Below are 19868 nucleotides of genomic sequence, written 5' to 3'. Positions count from 1 at the left end.
ATGAGTTTGTTACTTAATTTTAGTTCTGTTTCAATTTGGTTCTTCACTATCTTGGTTATTTAGGGTTTCTGCGTAGCTTGTATAACGCTCGGTCAGATCTTCACCCTTATAAAATCGGTCAGCACGATAGTTGTAATTTTCCTCGTACATTCTGATGTCTTTTGTTATAAGATTTATGTAATATCTATACATGGCATTGACTCTTCTTTCATCCATTGTACAGTGCTTTTTGAGAAAGTCCATTTCCTCGCTGTGGTTATTGAAATTTAGAAGCGGGGTGAATACTTCCTCCACGATATTGCCCTGTTCGGGTGCGCTCGTACTATCGGCAACACAGATAATCTGCTGTCCGTTGGATAAGGTGATATGTAAGTTTGAACGAGTCATTTTTTTAATTTTTAGCGGTTAAAATTTCCTGTATCAATGTGATGTCAAAATCGACTGTTCTGAATTTGATATCTTCAAATGCTTCATAATTTGCCATTCCAGAGGGATGAACTATCAGCGAATCGCTTTTAATGCAGTCAAAGTGCCTGCATAATTGCTCGATTTCCTCCGCTTTGGCATCTAAAAAAGCCAGTTCTTTTTCACCGAGCCACTGCTCGTAGAATGGTACTTTTGCTGTCCTGCACAGCAGGAAGGAAATACCGTGTTCTTTTCGTGTGATATAACCCGAATAGTATTCTACATTTAGGATTTCGAGCAGGTCTGTTGTTTCAAGCGACTTTTTTAGCCAGTCCCCCCAAAGGGGGATAATGGCAACTTCATAGTTGTTTCTACCTTCTTCGCTAAATGCCTTGATGAGCATGACATCAGTCATTTTATCTGATTTTTTCATGACTAAGGATTTAAGTTTATGTCTACGATTTTTCTGTTACCGAACAGCATATAAATGGCATATTTAAATTCTAGGCTACATTCTTTCTGCTCGGTATAATTTATGGTTGCGTGCATGGAGAAAAGGGCATCGTAGCCGTCAAACAATTGATCTCTGAACGTCTTCTTATTTCTGTACAGCCTTGTACCGTTTTTAAGGTATCTGCGCTCAAAATTGGCGATGTAGTCAAACCATATACTGACATCAATATCTTTTTCAGTCCAATTTTCTTCAATCTCGGTTCTATGGTTGTGCCACAGTTCCGCTTCCTTCTTGATAAATTCGGTCAGTGGTTTGAGTTCTTCGGGAAACAGTCTTGCGAGCAGATAGGCTCTGTCAAGGTTGTTCATGTGATGTAAGGTTTTCATATAGTTTTAATTTGAGGTTTCGTTCTTTCTAAAATCAATGGTTACTACCTTGTCGTCACCGAAATAGAGTTCTATTGCCAGTCTCAGCATTGTGGGTGTCACTTGGGAACCTGCAAATCTTATCATACAGTGAATCCCGAAAACGCTGTTATCCTGATAGAAAAAATGGTCGGCAAAAATCCTCGGATTGCGGTATAGCAGTACACCGAATTTTTCTATTGTCTGTTCAGCATTCTGCACAAGGCTATACCAATAATCGGCAGTTACAATGCAGTTTGGTGGCCATGCTTTTCTAATATCCTGCTCTTTCTCACGTAAGTGCGCTATTTCGGTTTTAATAAAGTCGGTCAACGTTCCGAGCTGATCGGGAAAGAGCCTTGCAACGGCAAATGCCCTTTCGGTATTGTTCATTTCTTGTAATGATTTCATGATATTTTGATTTTAAAAAGGTGGCAGTTCTATACAAGCCTGCCACCTTTTGGCTGTGCTTAATTCAGTTGGAAAATGTCTGTTCCGATTTTCTCGAAAGATGTGCATAGGTCGAATGCTTTCTGTGATTTCAGTTGTGCAGTACCTCCGAGAACGATGCTCTGTAACTTCGATTCATTGTCCTTGTAGTTCCGTACATTCTGAAAGTAGCCTGTTACGGCATTGTAAGCCCCGAACAGTGTGCCTTTCGTTGTTTCCAGTTGCTGTGTATCGTTCATCATAGCGTATGCAAAGGCATCATCAACGGTATTTTTGAACATGGTCGATAGTTCGTCCTCAGCTCCTTTTTTAAGTAGGTTATAGGCTTCTGTATTGGGGCATAAAGCAAGCTGTATCAGTTTTTTAACTTCGCTGTCCTTGATTTTGATGGTTGCCCAATGGTTAAAAATGCCGTCCATCTGCGTGGTCATGGTGTTTGCCAGTCCCATGACTTTATGTGCATCACTCAGACGTTGTTTTGCCCCTGCGGTATGTTTTATGCGTACCACGTTGCTCATATTGCGGAGTGATGCGTTCAGGGTGTTTTGGCAAACGATTCTGATAGGTGTAAAGGCTGCTGTAATGCTTCCGCTTCCGTCATGGCTTGTGGTCAGGAAGATGTATTTTTCAATCACATCATCCGATTGGCCTATACGGATATAATTTGGAAGTTTGGCGGTAATGAATATGCGTTCGCCCTGTCCGAGTGCCCCTGCAGTCTCGTACAGAATACCGCTTCCACCACCTACGATAGAATCAAAAAACGTAAAGGCGTCTTTATTTTGCACAATGTGGTAATCTCTACCCACAACGCCGAGAACGGTATTGTTATCTGTGCGGATATTGGCAAAATAGTTAGGTACTTCGATTTCAGTGTCCTGAATGACGATACCGTCCGAAATCTGTACGATTCCTGATCCTTTGGTGAACAAAAGGCTTTTTTCTACTTCGTAGTCCAATCCTGCGTGCCTGATTGCTTCGGCACTTGTCGGGTAATCCTGTACGATCTGCCCCAGACCGTGCCAAGCCTTTTCTTTTACACTGAAAAATGAATATCTACCTGTTCTATTGTTGAAATTTAAATTATGTGCCATGATTTCTATTTTTTAAATGGGTTTAATGTTTTGGGTTTTGTACTGTCCTACCTAGAATGGGAGGTCGTCTTTCTCGTCCTCTTTTGCAGTGTTGGCAGGTTCCTCTTTTTTACTAGCTTGTACGGAATCTTTTTCCGATGCTGTTCCCCAAGCGGGTTTTATATTGGAGGTTGTGAAGTTCAGCCCCGCTTTCGGGTTGCCGTCCTTACCATTCCACGCCCTTGCGCTGATCTGTCCCGTCAGTTCGACATATAGCCCCTGTTTGAGCCATGAGACAGGCTTTACACTTCGCCAGTAGGCACATTCAATAAATGCGGTGTTGCCCACCCATTCCCCCTGTTTGTTTTTGTAGCCGTCATTTACCGCTACCCTGAAGTTTACCACTTCCTTACCTGATGTTGTTTTGCTGACGGTTGCATCTTGTGTCAGCCTTCCTGAAATGTTCATAACTTTTGTTTTTAAGTTGTTGTACAATCTTGTTACGTTTGCTCCCTTTCCAGTCCTGCTGAGGCTCGGCCCCAAATCATTTTTTCAAAAGAAAAAACAGGAAAAAAAAGAAAGTCAATCCGTACATAGGGGAATTACGGTAAGGCAAAAGGAAACGGAATAAAGGATGGGTGAGTGCGACGGCATGTGTTTATGCCGTAGTCTTTTGCGGGCTGAGGGTTGGCTGCCCGATGTACTTTTGAATATCTTTTTCGACTGTTCTTTTGATAAAACTGATTCCCCCAATCTTAACTCTTTAAAAGATTTATGGGGTTAAAGGCATTGTTATTTCATAGGGAATTGCGAGATGATTGTGGAGGTATGGTGTAGGCAGCTTGCGATTTGCTATGCGAGGGGAGCAAAAAGCTCTTTTACGGAGTGGTGAAGCGGCTGAGTAAATGTGCTTTGCTTTTGAATTGGAAAGAATAGAACTATTAAAAAAATAGGGATATAAAAGAAACATAATCTTGCGTGAGTGATAGAAGCGACATCCTTTTGCCTGGGCAAAAGATATAGCGGATAGCGCGGTCCTCCGGTCATTTTTGAAAATGAGTGAAGGGCACGCCCAATTTTAGTTGTATCGATTTATAGTTTATTTTAAAACTTTGCTGATAACTTCATTATGGTATGCATGATTTTAAGTATACTGAATAATCCGGACGTCTTTTGTGCAATTTTTTACTTGCCGTAATATTTAATATATTAACATGCCAAACTTTAATTATGATGTTTTATAATACTGCCAATTCAATTGTTGCCCCTACACAGATACAGTACACAGTTTTCAGTGGAGGAGGTGCAAATGAGTACAATGATTTCCTTAGCGTTGCACTGAAAATTTTAAGGGAATTTCCTAAAGATCTTTTGCAATTAGCAGATCCAGCAGGATTCTATAACTGGTGTTTTCAGACAGGGCGTAATCAGGGAATAAATTTATACCTGCTTGAACCGGGATTGTTTACTGCTGAACGGGTAGTGAACAGTACTTTTTTCAATGAGTATTCAGGATTTTTTAATATAGATCCGGTGAAGGTATTTTTAATCGATAGCAATATCCCCAACCATAAGGAGATTGCGCAGCTTGTTAGTGATATGACCTTTGGTTATTATATGATGATCAATGATCCAGGAGAAGAAAATGCTGCCTTTTATGATGAAAATAATTTCTTTGCGGATGCGCATGGTCTAATAAAGCTTATCGAAAGGGATTTAGAACAGATTAATATCGTACTGCAGAAAGATTACAGTTTTCAAATCGACAGTTTTAATTTTCAGACCAACCCAAAGGCCGATGAGCTGAATCCTTTCCATCCGACCATGTACAGCCATTCCAATTATTTTCTTCTTAATCAGATCTTAGCAAACGATTGGGCAAAGAAACATCAATGGCCTAAAAAGGAAGAGATGCCAATGTTCAATAAAAAGAGGGCGACCATTCAGTTGGGACAGGCGGCTGTTATTGATGGATTGTCTCAAGTTGTGCGTATCTTGGAACCTGCGGCACTTATAGAACCCCTTTACCCGCCGATTGTTATTATTGCACCATTTCATTTTCCGCGATTCAAAAAGTTTCGAGCAAAACCATTTGAAACCAGGAGGCAAAAGGCTTTATTTAAGGTTTCACAGACCGAACAGAATCTTGATTATACATTTGAAGTTGAGGAAGAAACGCAAAAGATCTTGGGACATGAGCTGATCGGGCAGGCGTTCAGTTTTCTGACAAATAGATTAAATATGCTCGATTACGCAGGTTACCTTCACGGGCAGCTAACGTATTCACCAATTTTCAGAATGCCTATTGTGGGAAAATCGCTCAATATGGATCTATCGCATTTTGAAAATGCTTTTACAACCAGAAAACATGCCATAAAAAAAATTGAAACAATAGGGGAATTGATGCGGAAAAAGATGGTCGTTCCAGAATTAAAACAATATTTGGAAGAAAGAAATGGACAGATTGTTTTTATATCCGATCTACCAATGGAGTGGTTACGTTTGGATAGATATCCCATTTGCCTGACCCATGATGTTTGTCGGATACCGGAATTTAATTTTAGTAGCCTTGTCAATAACTATGTACACAACCAGCGATTGACATTTGCGATAGGATCAGATATTTTGGAACATACATTAATTATTCATTGTGCCAGTGAAGAAGATGAGGATATGCACCACTACTTTGGCCGAATTGCAGCTATGCAAAAGGACCTAGGGTTTAAAAGCGTTTTCTGCAAAACCGTTGATGAAATCGAAAATGCGGTGAAGACATTAAAACCTCATTTTTTAATATTTGATTGCCACGGTGATTTTGATGATAAAGATCTGTCAAGCTTCCTTATAGTCGATGACAAAAACAACGTAAGGCTAACGGGAGAAGAGATTATCGCGCGGGGTATTAGCGCTCCTTTGGTATTTATTTCTGCCTGCAGTACAATGCCAAATTATGGCTACGTGAAATTCTTATCAGATGCTTTTATGCAGGCTGGCGCATTTGCTGTTACAGCTACCTTTATGCCAATTATGATGCATGACGCTGCAGTACTTATTTTACGAATTTTAAGCAACCTCAAACAACAGGAAAATAAGGTGATTTTTTCCAATTGGCTGGCTTTTATATCCCATACCCTGCGAAGCACACTTATTTTTGAAACAGTAAGGAAAACCAGGGCAAAATATAATCTTGATAAGGAAATAGCTGATGATAAAGTTGCTGATATACTTTTAAGGCTGATGGTTTTTGATACGCGCGAATCTGCACTGGATGAACTGAGTGAATATTTGCAGGGAATTATTCCTGAAGCTGATGTAGCTTTTGAAAATTTAAATCATGAATGGCTATCATATACAACCCTAGGCCGAGCAGATCTCATTAAATTTAAGCTTTGGCATGATAAGCATGTACAGATTAACGAAGCTGTTGAGCAGTAATATTTCCGCACATAATAAGTTTTATAAAAAGAAGTAAATTGTGATAAAATAATTATCATGGAAGTATTTTATAATATCAGTATTAATGTCAGCATCAGCAACGTTGAAGCTGGGTTATTATATAAATATTTAAAAATGCATCCAGTGGAAAAAAAGTATGTGGGCGAGGGACATTTCGCATTTTTCTTTGATGAGTTTGAACAAAACAAGGAATTTGAGTTCATGCTGAACACGGCAGTTATTGATTCCTGCGTAACAGTTCTGGAGGACCAGGATCTGGGTGATCCGTTGGAAAATTTACTAAGGAGGGACCTTCTGGAAAAAATTTATAAGTGGTCAGATATAATTGATAATGAACAAAAAGCTATTGATGAGCTGGAAAATGATTTTTATCTGAATTGCACTGAAGAATTTTATAAGGCGGATATCGGTTTTAGTTTTGAAAATTATTTAAAACTCCAAAAGCAGGCTAGTCATGTTCAAATTTTAATTAAACAAAAGGCATCTCTGTTAGAGAAGGTTATGCGCTTCTTTAAGCTGTAAATATTTGCAGGGTTTCAGCCTAGAACCAAATTCTTAAAAGGCACCCACATTATAGGTTATCTGACTGAATTTCTTAAGGCAGTTCAAAAATAATTACGGTTTTGAATAGGGTTATCCTATTCAAAGAAATATTAAGTAAAGTCGGAAACTTTTACATATTCGAAGAGAATTACAAACAGTTCAATGTGTAATTTTCTCATACTATACAATCCGTAAAAACCCCATAAATAAATAGTGGAATCACTTATTTGTTGACTTTTGATATTTTATACCTTTCCGCCACAAAACCTAATAACCAAAATGCAAAATTTCCAAAATGTAGCAAGGTGGCGATATAGCCTTTTATCACTGAATTTTCCGTCATATTTTCCGTCATATTTACTGTTTATCAAGGGATTTATTAAAATTAAATTTCCCTTAAAATTCACTTTTAGACTTTGTAAAGTGAGATTTTAAAGATTTATCACACGCATACCAGGCCCCTTTATGTCAGTTCCACAAAAATAGGAACGCGCCCTCCCGGGCGTCTATATAAATTACACTACTAACTAATAATATTTTGAATCTATGAAAAGAAAATTTTTACCCTTATTATCATTATCGATAGGGTTTTTCGGATTTTCTCAGACATCCGAAGTTTACTTTAAGTATGATGAGGCTGGTAACCAGCGTTACCGCGGTCCAGACCTAAATGCTAAGCAGTCATCCCCCGACTCTAGCGAGACAGAAGCCAAAACAGCTTCTCTAACTCAAACAGCAATTTTGGATGAAAAGGAATTCTGGAAGCAGATACGCATTTATCCTGTGCCAGTAAAAGATTTTTTAAGTATTGACTGGTCTGAAAAGGTTGACGGTTTAATTGAATCAGTCTCCCTGTATCAACATAGCACAGTTCATTGGAAATTTCAACAACAGAATATTCCCTCGCTAAACAGGCAACTCAAAATTAATATGACCGGCTATGACTGGGGTGTATATGTTTTGCGCTTTACTTTAAAGGACGGAAGAATATTCAGCCGAAACATTACTAAAAGATAATCGATATGAGAAAATATTATCAAAAAAAAATAGAATTATTTTCATCGGTTCTGTTATCTTTTATTTCCACGCTGTGCTTTTCACAGACGCCACCTAAATTTCATGATACAAAAGGAAATATTGAAGTTAACAAATCCGGTCAGCTCCAATATACTCTAAATATTGATCTGCCACCTGGCGTAAAAGAGGTTGCACCCAATATCAGTCTGGTTTATTCCAGTGGAGGACAAAATGGGTTAGCAGGATATAACTGGAATATTTTGGGGCTAAGTTCAATTTCAAGAACAGGCAAAAACCTTGAAAAAGACGGTATTACCAAAGGAGTTCAACTGGATTATACTGACTATTACAGCTTTAATGGCCAGCGATTGATCCTGAAGTCTGGTGAATATGGTAAAGATGGAGCTCAGTATGTTTCAGAAAAGTATTCCAATGTTAAGATTAAGTCTATCGGATCTGTTTCTGGCGTTAGCTGGCAAGGACCTGAGTTCTGGGAAGTCACATTTGATGATGGCTCCCAGGCGTGGTACGGAGCAATAGCGACGGGTAACAGTTCTGGCAGAAGTCCAATTGATTATAATATTGTAAAATCTAAGGATACCAACGGAAATATCATCTCATATAATTATGTTTTGGACGGGAATGTTTCTCTTATCAGCAGTATTTTATGGGGCGGAAACGAGAATGCGGGTACGCAGCCGAAGAATAAAATAGATTTTGTTTTTGGAGCCCGGGTGAAACCTGAAACGGCATTCATACGAGGTGTTGCTTTTACGCAGACGAAGCTGCTTCAATCCATTGTTGTCTCTACCAATAACAAGCAATATAAAAAATATAATGTTTCCTATAAAAAAGACGCTCAGGGGACAAACTACTCGTATTTGGACAAAATAACTGTATTAAACAGTAAAGATGAAGAGGCAAATCCAGTAATATTTGAATATGATTCATCTCCAAATTGGACTAATGAAAGTTGGCTATCACTTAATGCCACCACTACCACATCCTTAAGACCGAACAAAGATACCGATGTTGTCGGAGACTTTGACGGTGACGGTAAACTTGATATGTTAAGATATTTTTCCGTTACAAACGGGAGAATACCACAACCTGGAGTGTATCTATTCAGGGACTTTTATTCGAAAACTTACGAAAGTGAAAGTCCACAGTTTATAAACAGTTCTTTACAGAGTTTGAAAGATTTCATCCCCTCGAATTTTAAAAAGTCGAATATTATCAAAAACCGTCAGGGAATAATCGGGTTCAAAAAAGTGAACAATCCATCAACTTCAAAAAAAGATCTTCAACTTTCTTTTTACAGCTTGTCGGACACCGGAAACACTTTGGTACTTGATTTTAGTAAGACTGTTCCAAACATTGATACTTTTAGTGACGATCCCAACGAATTTGAACCGCCCGGTAATTTAATACATACAATATTGGGATTGGATAATTTTGATTTTAATGGAGATGGATTGAATGAGCTAGTTCTACAGATGAATTTTAATTATTGTACAGCTGGCACGATTGATCCGAACCCCACATTTCCTAATGACGGTACTCTTAAGCCACCGGGTACAATTTGTGAAAACCTTAAAAAATATGTGTTAATAGATCCGGACGAATCCATACAAAATGATGACTGGCATTACACAATCGACCTATATCCGGATACAAATGAGGATGTGTTCAAAACCTATAGATCGGGAGATTTTAATGGAGATGGTATTTTTGATTTTTTAAAGTTAGATCAGAATAAGAAGCCGCTATTGATCACTTTTCAGAAAAATCAAGATGGAAAGTACGAGTCCAGTATAAATTATTTTAATCCGACAGGTAACGAAATTATAGAAGGTGCCTGGGATTATAGTACCATTGGTGATTTTAACGGAGATGGTTTAAGTGATATTATGCTTCCACAGTCAGGTACTTCAAATCAGTGGAACAAGTATACATCGAAGGGAATAGGTTTTGAGAAAGAAGTTGTCACCTTCTTGGAGCCCCGTGGTAGAAATCTATGGAGCAACGGTCAAAATTTTGAAATTAAGAATCCAAGAACTTTTGTTTCCTATGATATAAATAATGATGGTAAAGCTGAGGTGTTGGCGCTTGAGTCCATCAGGGGATATTATTATGCAAGTGTTCAGGATAACAATCAAAATGCGAAGTATGGCACAATGACTGAAATCAGAACTACTTTTTGGTCGCCAACTGGTGGAGAGTATACAACAGATGGCTATTATGAGCATTTTACACAATACAGGGTTGATTCATATAGCTTGTACCTTAACAGTGGTAATATTGATGCTGAATTTGCAGTAAACTACCGAGATATGATCGGCTTACCTGTAAACCAGTGGGCAGGTGCTATGTTAAGAAAAATGGTTATGGTGTCTGCCGTAACTTCTGGCAGTGCTATCGGTGATCAGCAACGTCTTGTTTCACATCCATATTATGACATTGCAAGAGCGGGTCGAATTAAAAATATTACACAGGGTGGAATTACCACAAATGTTACTTATAAGCAATTAGACAAAGAAGTAAATCCCGGACTGTACGATGCTGTTCAAACAGAAAGTTATCCTTATGTTGAAATTAATCAGTCTACGGGAATGTTTGTGGTGTCACAGCTCCGTCAAAGTACCACAACGGACAAAGTTTTAAAACAGGATTTCAGATATAGAGGGTTAACGTCCAATATCCTTGGTAGAGGCATGATCGGTTTCAGGAGGACTGCAAGTTCATCCTGGTATGCAGACGGGTTAGAAAACACAAAGATCTGGTCAGGATTAGAAATAGATCCGGTAAACGAAGGGGTGCCTGTAAAAGAATGGTCTATAAGAACCAACATTGAGACGAATATTTTCCCGGCAGATATTTCAGAAAATAACAGCCAGTTATTAAGTTTTAAGTCCACTACATATCAAACGGATAAAATTCTGAACGGGCAGGTGATATCAAGTGTCGCAGATGCTGATAAGGCAAAGGTTGTTACAGCAATTCTTCCAAAAACAATAAAAGCCAAAGATTTTCTTACAAATACTCTTGCAGAAAATTCCAATACATATGGAACTTATTACCTTCCTGCACAGACAATTTCTAAGATCAATACTTCTTTTGCAATAAAAACCACACAATACGAATATGACCATAATCCAGCCGGAATTGGAAATGCTTACTACATCGGACGTCTAAAGTCAAAAACAGAATCTGTTCAGGCATATTCAGACACGAAAAATGACAAAGAGGAGTATACCTATGAAAATAACCGTATAAAAACATTAAAAAAGTGGAACTGGGATAATACTGCTTATACACTGGACACTTTCACATATGATGACTTTGGTAATATAAAACAGAAAGTTTCAACTAACAGTATAGATTCACAAACCATAACATCAGGTTATGTATATGATGCAACAGGTCGATTTTTAGAAAAACAGATAGATAATTTAGGTTTAGAAACCATTAGTACGTTTGGGGATTGGGGGCAACAGTTAACAAATAAAGATCCTTTTAATAATCTCATTACAAATAGTTATGACGATTGGGGCAAACTGTTAACATCCACAAAATCTCTTGGCGGCACGACAAGTTATCTTTATGAAAAAGATGGTAATTCCAATGTCACTGTTACTCAGAATGATGCCGACGGCAACATAGTTAAAAAGCTTACGAATAAGTTGGGCCAATTATACAAGAGAACAACCAAGTCTTATGGGCAGGGACAATATGTATCGCAAGAAATACAGTATGATGCCCTTGGACGTAAAATAAAGGAATCAGAGCCTTATTTTGAGGGTCAGAGTGCCGATAAGTGGAATACAATTGTTTATGATGATTCAGTTTATCCTGCCAAGGCAACCTCCACGGCCTTTACTGGTAAGCAGTTAGAAACTATCGTCTCTGGCCTTACAACTACGGTTAAAGAAACAAACCTATCGGATAACGGTAGGATAACCATTAAAACCGCTGATGCGTTAGGTAATATAATTTCTTCCACTGATAAGGGCGGTACGATTCAATATTTGTACAATGCTGCGGGGCAACAGATACAGGCGAAATTTGGAGAAAATGTTGTTTTAACCAAATATGATACGTGGGGCAGAAAGTCAGAATTTAATGACCCTTCAAATGGCGTATACAAATACGAGTATGACGGATTTGGCAGAATCAGAAAAACAATCAGTCCTAAAGGAGAAAAAGAAAACATATATAACAATCTGGGGCAGGTTATTACTCAGAAAGAATTTTCCACAATTGACTCGGGCCAAACTACCAACAAGACCATAACGCTCTCTTATGGCACAAAAGGTTTATTATCCTCGAAATCAGGTGTTGTCAAAGGACAGAGTTTTAGCACGACTATAACTTATGACACATATGGTAGGATGATTTCGACGGTCGAGAACAGCTTTGGAAAAACCTATTCTCAAAAAGGTCTGATTTATGACGATAAGGGAAGAATAAGTTCATATGAAAAGGAGGTTCAATCATCTGGACTTACCACAAAAGTAACCATTGAAAATATTTATAGCCCCTGGAACGGAGCACTATCCCAAATAAAGGATAAAATTTCCGGAAAGATTTTATGGGAACTAAAAGAGGTCAATGCGAAGGGGCAGGCAAAAAAATCAAGTTTAGGAGCTACTGAAATAAACAATGATTATGATGCTAATGGTTACCTATCAAATATAAATCATTCTTCTGCGGCTAAACCTGGCATCCTGCAGATATCTTATTCATTTGATGCTATAAAAAATGAATTAAAAACAAGAACAACCGGAGGAGATTTTAGCATTACGGAATTTTTTGATTACGATGACAATAATCGATTAGTGAACTGGACAGATCCCGTAACGGGAATCAAGCCAATGGCAAATCGTAATGTATTTGACGTGAAGGGAAGAATACTACAAAATGATCAGATCGGAACCGTGAAGTTCGAAAATCCGTCAAAGATTTATCAACCATCGGGTATGACTTTAAATTCAAATGGAGTGCAGAATTATAATGGTGATTTGATTCAGACGGTTATATATAATGAAAACAATGACCCAGTTCAGATCAACGGAGAGAAAGACAGAGTATCGTTTGATTATGGATTGGGAAATATGAGGCAGCGTGTAGACATCATTAAACTTAAAAATCCTGTAGGTGGAGGAGATCCGCCGATTAGCGAATTTAAAACTTCCGATTATGTTGCGCCAGTATGGCAAAATATAGAAGCAAAGTTCTATAGTGAGGACAACAGCTTCGAGGTTATCAGAAATCAGAATACCGATCAGGAAAAACATATAATATACATCGAAGGAACTCCTTACGAATCAAATGTTATTTATTTAAAGGATTTTGGACAAACTGCTGGTGGATATAAATTCCTGCACAAGGACTATTTAGGAAGCATCCTGGCGATCAGTGATGAAGCGGGTAATAAATTGGAACAACGGCATTTTGACGCCTGGGGCAATTTTACGCACCTTAAGATCGGAAGTAGTCCCATAGTTACGGATAAAAACAGTATCATAGCAGCAGTGTTGCTGATTGATCGGGGTTATACAGGCCATGAGCATTTCATGAATGTTGGTATAGTCCATATGAATGGAAGGTTATACGATCCATTGTTAAGAAGATTTCTGAATGCTGACGAGAATATCCAAGATCCATCAAATACGCAGAATTATAATAAATATGGTTATGTGTTAAATAACCCAATGATGTACAGCGATCCCAATGGAGAGATATGGTTCTTCATTGCTGGCGCCTTGATCGGTGGATATTTAAATGGCGTTGCAGCTAACCACGGTAACTGGAATCCGATAAAATGGGACTGGCAGAACACATGGGGAGCAGTAGTAGGCGGAGCTGTTGGCGGCGCGGCTATTTCAGGCGCATTTGGAAATATTGCCATAAATCCAGGAGCTATTAAAACTGTACTTCCCGGCATTGTTTCCGGAGGGTTAAGTTCTGCCTTTACGGGATCTAATTTCTTAAGTGGAATTGCCAGTGGTATTTCATACTCGGCAAACCTCTTCAACAATAAGATTACTTCTACTGATGCTGTTAGCATTGGATATAAGTATATTGTTTCTCCTGAAGAAAACAGTTCTGGTGGAGGTTGGGAAGATTTAACAAAAAGTATATTGCTAAATTATGTTAAAACTAATTTTTGCGTATCTTGCTCATACGGAAAATTGCAACAAAAAGCAGGTAAAATGTTTGAAAGTGCTTTTAATTCAATTATGGGTCTAGATCTAGCTTCATTTAACTATACTGGAAATGACGTTAAAATAGCGGGGTTATACAAAGGTAGACCTAGAAATACTGTGCCGGATGGAGTATTTGATCTGGTAAGGGATGAGATAAAATATAGAACAAACGATCTGAGGGTCGGCCCTTTCAATATCAGGATTCCAATTCCAAATGGGCTTAATACGTTGCGATTTTATGGTGTACAATATGCAGAAGTTAAGGCGATGGATGGTACTTTATACACCAGTTCAAATCAGGGTCAATTAGAAGCTATGATCACATCTATGCATATGAATCGTGGGGTGAGCACATACGGAGGTCAGTTTATGATCGGAACGACCTCAGATACCGTTATATCGCCGAACATTTATACTCTGGGGGCAAGCTTTGGGAAAAGTGCCATTACTATCCTACATATGACCAGTCAATATAGAATGATTTCCGGGGAGATGCAGGTAAGGTTTATCCAAGGATGGATGAGTAGTCCGACCAGTTCTACTTACCTAAAATAATTTAACCATGAAAAATTTAATATTTACTATCTTAATCTTAAAATGTACTACCATGATAGGACAAAACAAAGTAACTCTATTAACTCGAGAGGAGGAAGCTAAGTATGATCTTAGCAAATTGAAGTTTTATAAAATGTCATCATATAATGAAAGTATCGCATATTTTATTGATCAAGATAATTTACTAGTACAACCCAACGTTCCTGCTGCGGAGCATTCCATTATTCTTAGTACCTCTGATTTTGATGGAAATAATTTTCCATTGCTTTCGGAAAATGACACACCATACTATAGATTAAAAGACGTCATGAATGAGGAAGGTTTTACCAAGGAAAATATGATGAAAGTTCTGCAAGAATTAGATTTCAGTTATAAAAAAGATTCGTTTTATGACGACGCAGAGCGGTTTGTCAAGGGGCTTTCTAAAGATGATAAAATGAAGTTTTTTGGGCCGGCACTATATTTTATCGGCGAAGATTTACATAGGCTTTGTCCTAATGCAGAGTGGCAATTTAATACGATATATTATTTTAAGCCCTTTGCTGAAGCAGGTCTTCATTATGAAAAACGTAATTTTTCATTTTATGATCTAAACCTGTTATTGGAGGACAAACTAATCAGGAGTAAGAAGGTATCCTTTAAGCAGATCTATCAGAAGGTTGAAAAAAAGTTTATGAAGGAGAAAGAACTGTGGTGGGATTTTGGAAATGTCAAAGGTGATTGAGAGTTTAAACTTGATCAGCAAAGAATTCTAAAGGAAGTGCAAGAGATAAAGATTTATAACGATGACAGAACAGCATTTTAAAATCGTCGAAGCAAATTATGATCTGACTGATTTTGAGGCAATTAGGAGAGAATTGCAGAATTTTGAATTTTTTAAGCAAAACCTAAAAACGCATAAGACCTGCACAAAGCATAAGGAGAAAAACGAATTTAGAGTTATGGCTGATGATAATAAGAAATTCTTGATACAGTTTGACAACGAAGATAATGCTTTGGAATTTTTGGATTCTACGGAACGATATGATTATGGAATATTGGAAACTGACTCGCAGGAGGAGCTGGAAAAAATCACTGCTAAAAATATCAATGAAAAATCTGCCGAATTTCTGGCACGTTTTAACAAAACATTTGAATTGCAGGTGGATTATGATCCAGATGAATCTGACTTTTCCACAATTAATGAAAAGGTGAGAAAAACGGTCTGGAACAAGGAAAGTCGTTTTCTGCTCAATTTTTATATGATGGAGGTTACAAAACGTAAATTTAACTTTCCTAATTGGAGTTTTGAGAAGGTTAATACTTTCAATCCCTTTTACGTTCCTCTGTATGTCGGAAGAGACGGCAAACCGCAAAGTTATTATCGTCTTTTAGAACCAAAGACAAGAAAGCATTTTGATTTCAAAATGTATTTGGGACTAAATATTTAATGACAAAAGCAGGATTTCCTGCTTTTGTTTTTTTGGATATAATTAGGAAGCAAAAGAGTGTTGTAGAACATTTTGCTTCCTTTTTTATTATTTATACTTCGTAAGTTAGTTCAGGCACACCTTCATACACAAAAGCTTTTGTTGGCGTTCCGGTGGTCTTAAATTCCTTCTCGATCGTATAGGCTTCCATCTCGTTTGAATTGATCTGATAAGTTGCGAGTTCAGTGATCTGTTCTTCGGTTAGATCTGACATCATCCATTCCCAGGCAAGTTCATCAGGAAGCATCGTAGGCATACGGTTTTTTGAGTTGTGGATCTGCTTCATCAGCGAGTTCGCTTCCGTAGTTACAAGCGCAACTGTGTCAACTGTTTCACCTGTATCCTTATCAGTCCAGTTCTGCCAGATCGCAGCGATAAAAAAATATTCTTTATTTATTAATCCGATATGATATGGATATTTATCCGCTGTTTTTAGGGGCTGGTTTGTTTTCTTATTTAGACGGTAAATATGTCGCCATTCATAAAATTCGCTGGATAAAATTAAACATCGTCTTTCAAGCGCTGCCTTGCGGAACATTTTCTCACGCCCTGTATTTTCATCTTTCAAAAGAAGCTCCTCACCTTTGGCATTTAAGGTGGTGTAAGCTTGATGCCATTTTCCTGCGCCGTCCTTATAGCCAAAACGCATTTTTTTTACATCGTCTCTATTTTTGATATAAGATGGTATAAAACCCCATTCCATCTGTACGATATCAAAATTGCATTTGTCCTCCGTGGGTCTAAGTACCGCAATATTTCCGTAATTAAAACCTTCATGTATTTCCTGATCCAGGAAGTCATAATTGATAACGGCTTTTTCAAGATCCATTAACCTGATGAATTCCTCCCGTGATACGCGTTGTCCATTATAATAACACATAGCTCTATTCTTTTAAGTGTTTACTAATTTCTTGGCCGTAAAACTCAGCTTCCTTTTGTCGTCCCTGTGGAATGCTCGTCCATATTTCGCCATTCCAGGTCTTTGCCCTTGAAATAACCAACGGGCTACGGCTGTCATTAAAGACCAGCCGAAAAACTTGCTGATCATGAACCGTATGCTCAATTACAGCAATTTTCACGCCCTGGACTTCAATTTCAAATTTATTATTTTCAAATAGGCTTCCCATTTGAGTATTTATTTGTGCTGTAATAAATTTAACGATTCTAATTCATATGTAACGATTATCATTTTTGATGAGGATAAGTATTTAGTTTTTTCGAGGGGAGGGGATGATTCCATTTATGAATTTTTAGAAAATTTTATTATTTGTGAATGAGCTTGATAGGAATGCATAGGTCGATTAAGGAACGTCAGAACCATGTATGTAATGAGGATCTCAAGGCATAAATAATTTGCAGCTGAACATAAACTCATGTGCAGTTGAAAAATGATATGCCAAATGAAAAAGAAGACTTCAAATAAAAAAATGAAAACAATGAATAGCGAAATGCTAAAAATTTCAACGTTCATTGAATTGGAAGAAACCCCAATTGAGGATTTTATGGCAACTTTACGGAAGTCCGGTATAGAAGCAACAGAATCGGAGGCTATCGAAATGCTTGAATTTTTGGAACTTCTTGTCAGAATTACCATTAAAGAATTTTTCCTCCCCCAATAATTTTTTGTAATTTTGTTATATCGTTACTTGATGTAATTTATTATTAATCAGATTGTTGTAGCGATGATTGTAATCAATTGTATAATACTAAATTAAATTCCTAATGAATGAAAATGTAGCTATAAAGGTTGCTGACCTTTATATAAGGATACCTGAAATGGATGATTCCAATAGCGAGCTTTCGTATCAGAATCAGTTGGACCGACTAAAGAATTATTGTGTGGAAAAAGTATTGCAGATTGACAGAATTTTAGTTGATCGCGGATCAGCACGTAATTTTGAAAGATCCCAATGGAGCAATTATCTGACTTGGATTGAAAGTGAACGCAGTTCTAAAAGTGAATCGCGATTTCTTCTTTTTACGAGTTGGGATCGTTTTAGCCGAAATAGTGCGCAGGCTTATAAGATGGTCGATCATCTTGAAAATTTTAGGGTTTTTCCCAAATCATTAGCAGACCAGGAACCAATTAATATGTATCGTGCCATGGTTCTGGGTTGTTTCGCTGAGCCGTCGATACAGTCTGAAAATTAGTGAGGTGATTAAACATTGTTGGATTAAAAAATACTTTATATGTATAATAAAAATAGTTTGATAAGGGTAGCGGACCTGTACATAAGAGTTTCAACTGACGAACAGGCTGAACGAGGGTACTCTCAACGTGATCAGGCCGAGAGGTTGAGGGAATACTGTGGGCGTTTGGGGCTCACGATTGGCCAGACGATCTTTGAGGATCACTCCGCAAAAAATTTTGAACGACCAGAGTGGTCTAAATATTTTGAAAGTCTTAGGAAAACAAAAAAAGAAGCTAGAGAACAAAGATTGTTATTGTTTACAAAATGGGATCGTTTTAGCAGGAATACCGGGGATGCTTATCAAATGATCAAAGAGCTTGGTAGACTATCAGTAGAACCGCAAGCTATTGAACAGCCCTTAGATTTACGTGTTCCAGAGAATAGGATAGTTTTGGGTGTATATTTATCTACACCTGAGGTCGAAAATCTCCGACGGGCAATTAATGTGTTTAATGGAATGCGAAGGGCAAGAAAGGAGGGCAGAATAATGGGTTTGCCGCCTTATGGATATATTAATCGATGTACCGAAGATGGTACAAAATACATTGGTGTAAAGCATCCAGAGGCTGAAAATATGATATGGGCCTTTAATGAAATTGTAAAGGGGAAATTACCTTCTGAACATGTTCGGTTACTAATGAATAAGCGCGAAGGGAAGAATCTTACCCGAAATGCATTTATGGTGGCTGTAAGAAATCCTGTGTATGTTGGAAAGGTATTTATTCCCGAACATGAAAATGAGCAAGCACACTTTGTTAAAGGTAAGCATGTGCCTTTAATTGATGAGGAACTATTTTACCGTGTGCAGGAAATATTGGATGGAAAGAGCCGAAGATCTAATGCAGAGGTTTCCAAAAATAAGGTACTCAATAATGAAAGTTTCCCGCTTCGAGGAGTGCTGATCTGTCCAAGATGTGGAAGTCATCTAACAGCAAGTAGATCGAAAGGAAATACAAAATATTATAGCTATTATCATTGTAATTCTAAATGTGGATTTCGGCACAATTCTGAAATTATCAATAATAGTTTTATTGATGAATTGAAACAATTTGACATAAAAATAGGTATCAAGGACGAATTGTGTAGGATGTTGTTGAAAAACTATAAAAGATATTGTGGATCAATTGATGATGAGCGCAAAGAAATTGTAGATGAGATAGAAAAGTTAAATCTAAAGCAGGCCAAGGCGCGTGATTTGTTTTTGACGGACAGACTTGATGAGGAAGACTATTCTGAGGTAAAAGTTGAATGTCGTAAAAAGCTGGAAGAGCTTGAAGAAACTCTTAAATCCTTAACTAGGGCATCCAAGGATAATGATATCCCAGGTAAGTTAAAAAAGGCACTGGATGCTATTTCAGGGATCTCCGAAAGATATGTGAATAGTGATATTGAAGATAAGCGAAAAATAGCGAGTTCGATTTATCATGGTAAATTAGAGTTTGATGGCAGGAATTTTCGAACTCCAATCTCAAATTCATTTTTACAGCTTATAAGCCTTACTAAGAGCGGTTTAGAGAATAAAAAAAAAGGTCTTCAAGATTTGAAAAATCTTAAAGACCAAGAGGTGAGCGCGAAAGGATTCGAACCTTTGACCGTCTGCTTAGAAGGCAGATGCTCTATCCAGCTGAGCTACGCACCCTA

The 19868-nt window shown here is 37.7% G+C and carries 16 protein-coding genes, 1 tRNA gene and 1 pseudogene; 9 read left to right on the top strand and 9 right to left on the bottom strand.

Features of this window, described 5'->3' with window-relative positions; all coding sequences use genetic code 11:
* Positions 1 to 30 precede the first annotated feature (30 nt).
* From ACMA47_RS24340 to ACMA47_RS24315, 6 genes are read right to left on the bottom strand one after another with little or no spacing between them, the layout of a single operon-like run.
* On the bottom strand, positions 31 to 387 hold the full coding sequence (locus ACMA47_RS24340; protein ID WP_413931877.1) for a penicillin-binding protein: 357 nt from the start codon (positions 385 to 387) through the stop codon (positions 31 to 33).
* 4 nt (positions 388 to 391) lie between these two features.
* On the bottom strand, positions 392 to 838 hold the full coding sequence (locus ACMA47_RS24335) for a hypothetical protein (protein WP_413931876.1): 447 nt from the start codon (positions 836 to 838) through the stop codon (positions 392 to 394).
* A 2-nt stretch (positions 839 to 840) separates the two neighbouring features.
* The gene (locus ACMA47_RS24330) at positions 841 to 1245 is read right to left on the bottom strand and encodes a hypothetical protein (protein WP_413931875.1); all 405 of its coding nucleotides are present in this window, start codon (positions 1243 to 1245) and stop codon (positions 841 to 843) included.
* A 6-nt stretch (positions 1246 to 1251) separates the two neighbouring features.
* Positions 1252 to 1674 (bottom strand): hypothetical protein, encoded by a 423-nt coding sequence (locus ACMA47_RS24325; protein WP_413931874.1) that lies wholly within the window; start codon positions 1672 to 1674, stop codon positions 1252 to 1254.
* A 59-nt stretch (positions 1675 to 1733) separates the two neighbouring features.
* Positions 1734 to 2807, bottom strand: a complete 1074-nt coding sequence (locus tag ACMA47_RS24320) for a DUF932 domain-containing protein (RefSeq protein WP_413931873.1) — start codon at positions 2805 to 2807, stop codon at positions 1734 to 1736.
* A 51-nt stretch (positions 2808 to 2858) separates the two neighbouring features.
* Complete coding sequence (locus ACMA47_RS24315) at positions 2859 to 3254, bottom strand: single-stranded DNA-binding protein (protein WP_413931872.1); 396 nt, start codon at positions 3252 to 3254, stop codon at positions 2859 to 2861.
* A gap of 762 nt (positions 3255 to 4016) precedes the next feature.
* Between ACMA47_RS24315 and ACMA47_RS24310 the strand changes: the two genes are divergently transcribed.
* From ACMA47_RS24310 to ACMA47_RS24285, 6 genes are all read left to right on the top strand, one after another.
* Positions 4017 to 6221: a CHAT domain-containing protein gene (locus ACMA47_RS24310; RefSeq protein ID WP_413931871.1), complete on the top strand. Its 2205-nt coding sequence runs from the start codon at positions 4017 to 4019 to the stop codon at positions 6219 to 6221.
* 57 nt (positions 6222 to 6278) lie between these two features.
* A complete protein-coding gene (locus tag ACMA47_RS24305; protein ID WP_413931870.1) occupies positions 6279 to 6764 on the top strand; it encodes a hypothetical protein in 486 nt (161 codons plus the stop codon).
* Positions 6765 to 7331: 567 nt separating this feature from the next.
* Complete coding sequence (locus ACMA47_RS24300) at positions 7332 to 7802, top strand: hypothetical protein (RefSeq protein ID WP_413931869.1); 471 nt, start codon at positions 7332 to 7334, stop codon at positions 7800 to 7802.
* Between the two features lie 5 nt (positions 7803 to 7807).
* A complete protein-coding gene (locus tag ACMA47_RS24295; protein ID WP_413931868.1) occupies positions 7808 to 14566 on the top strand; it encodes an RHS repeat-associated core domain-containing protein in 6759 nt (2252 codons plus the stop codon).
* A 52-nt stretch (positions 14567 to 14618) separates the two neighbouring features.
* The gene (locus tag ACMA47_RS24290; protein ID WP_413931867.1) at positions 14619 to 15290 is read left to right on the top strand and encodes a hypothetical protein; all 672 of its coding nucleotides are present in this window, start codon (positions 14619 to 14621) and stop codon (positions 15288 to 15290) included.
* Positions 15291 to 15351: 61 nt separating this feature from the next.
* Positions 15352 to 15996: a hypothetical protein gene (locus ACMA47_RS24285; RefSeq protein WP_413931866.1), complete on the top strand. Its 645-nt coding sequence runs from the start codon at positions 15352 to 15354 to the stop codon at positions 15994 to 15996.
* Between the two features lie 91 nt (positions 15997 to 16087).
* Here ACMA47_RS24285 and ACMA47_RS24280 read toward each other — a convergent pair whose 3' ends face one another.
* Together ACMA47_RS24280 and ACMA47_RS24275 are read right to left on the bottom strand one after the other, a co-directional pair.
* Positions 16088 to 16864, bottom strand: coding sequence for an SOS response-associated peptidase (locus ACMA47_RS24280; RefSeq protein WP_413931865.1), 777 nt, complete (start codon positions 16862 to 16864; stop codon positions 16088 to 16090).
* A gap of 55 nt (positions 16865 to 16919) precedes the next feature.
* Complete coding sequence (locus tag ACMA47_RS24275; RefSeq protein ID WP_413931864.1) at positions 16920 to 17162, bottom strand: hypothetical protein; 243 nt, start codon at positions 17160 to 17162, stop codon at positions 16920 to 16922.
* A gap of 273 nt (positions 17163 to 17435) precedes the next feature.
* On the opposite strand from ACMA47_RS24275, the gene ACMA47_RS24270 reads away from it, so the two are divergent.
* From ACMA47_RS24270 to ACMA47_RS24260, 3 genes and pseudogenes are all read left to right on the top strand, one after another.
* A complete protein-coding gene (locus ACMA47_RS24270; RefSeq protein WP_413931863.1) occupies positions 17436 to 17654 on the top strand; it encodes a hypothetical protein in 219 nt (72 codons plus the stop codon).
* 103 nt (positions 17655 to 17757) lie between these two features.
* Positions 17758 to 18186, top strand: coding sequence for a recombinase family protein (locus ACMA47_RS24265; RefSeq protein ID WP_413931862.1), 429 nt, complete (start codon positions 17758 to 17760; stop codon positions 18184 to 18186).
* Positions 18187 to 18225: 39 nt separating this feature from the next.
* A pseudogene (locus tag ACMA47_RS24260) lies at positions 18226 to 19203 on the top strand (recombinase family protein); the annotation flags it as partial.
* 589 nt (positions 19204 to 19792) lie between these two features.
* On the opposite strand, the gene ACMA47_RS24255 reads toward ACMA47_RS24260, so the two are convergent.
* Positions 19793 to 19866, bottom strand: a tRNA-Arg gene (locus ACMA47_RS24255).
* Between the last annotated feature and the right edge of the window lie 2 nt (positions 19867 to 19868).

The sequence above is a fragment of the Chryseobacterium sp. T20 genome (genome assembly GCF_047345655.1).
Classification (GTDB): domain Bacteria; phylum Bacteroidota; class Bacteroidia; order Flavobacteriales; family Weeksellaceae; genus Chryseobacterium.
The sequence above is the reverse complement of the archived record's forward strand: the minus strand, read 5'-3'. Positions and strand labels throughout refer to the sequence as shown.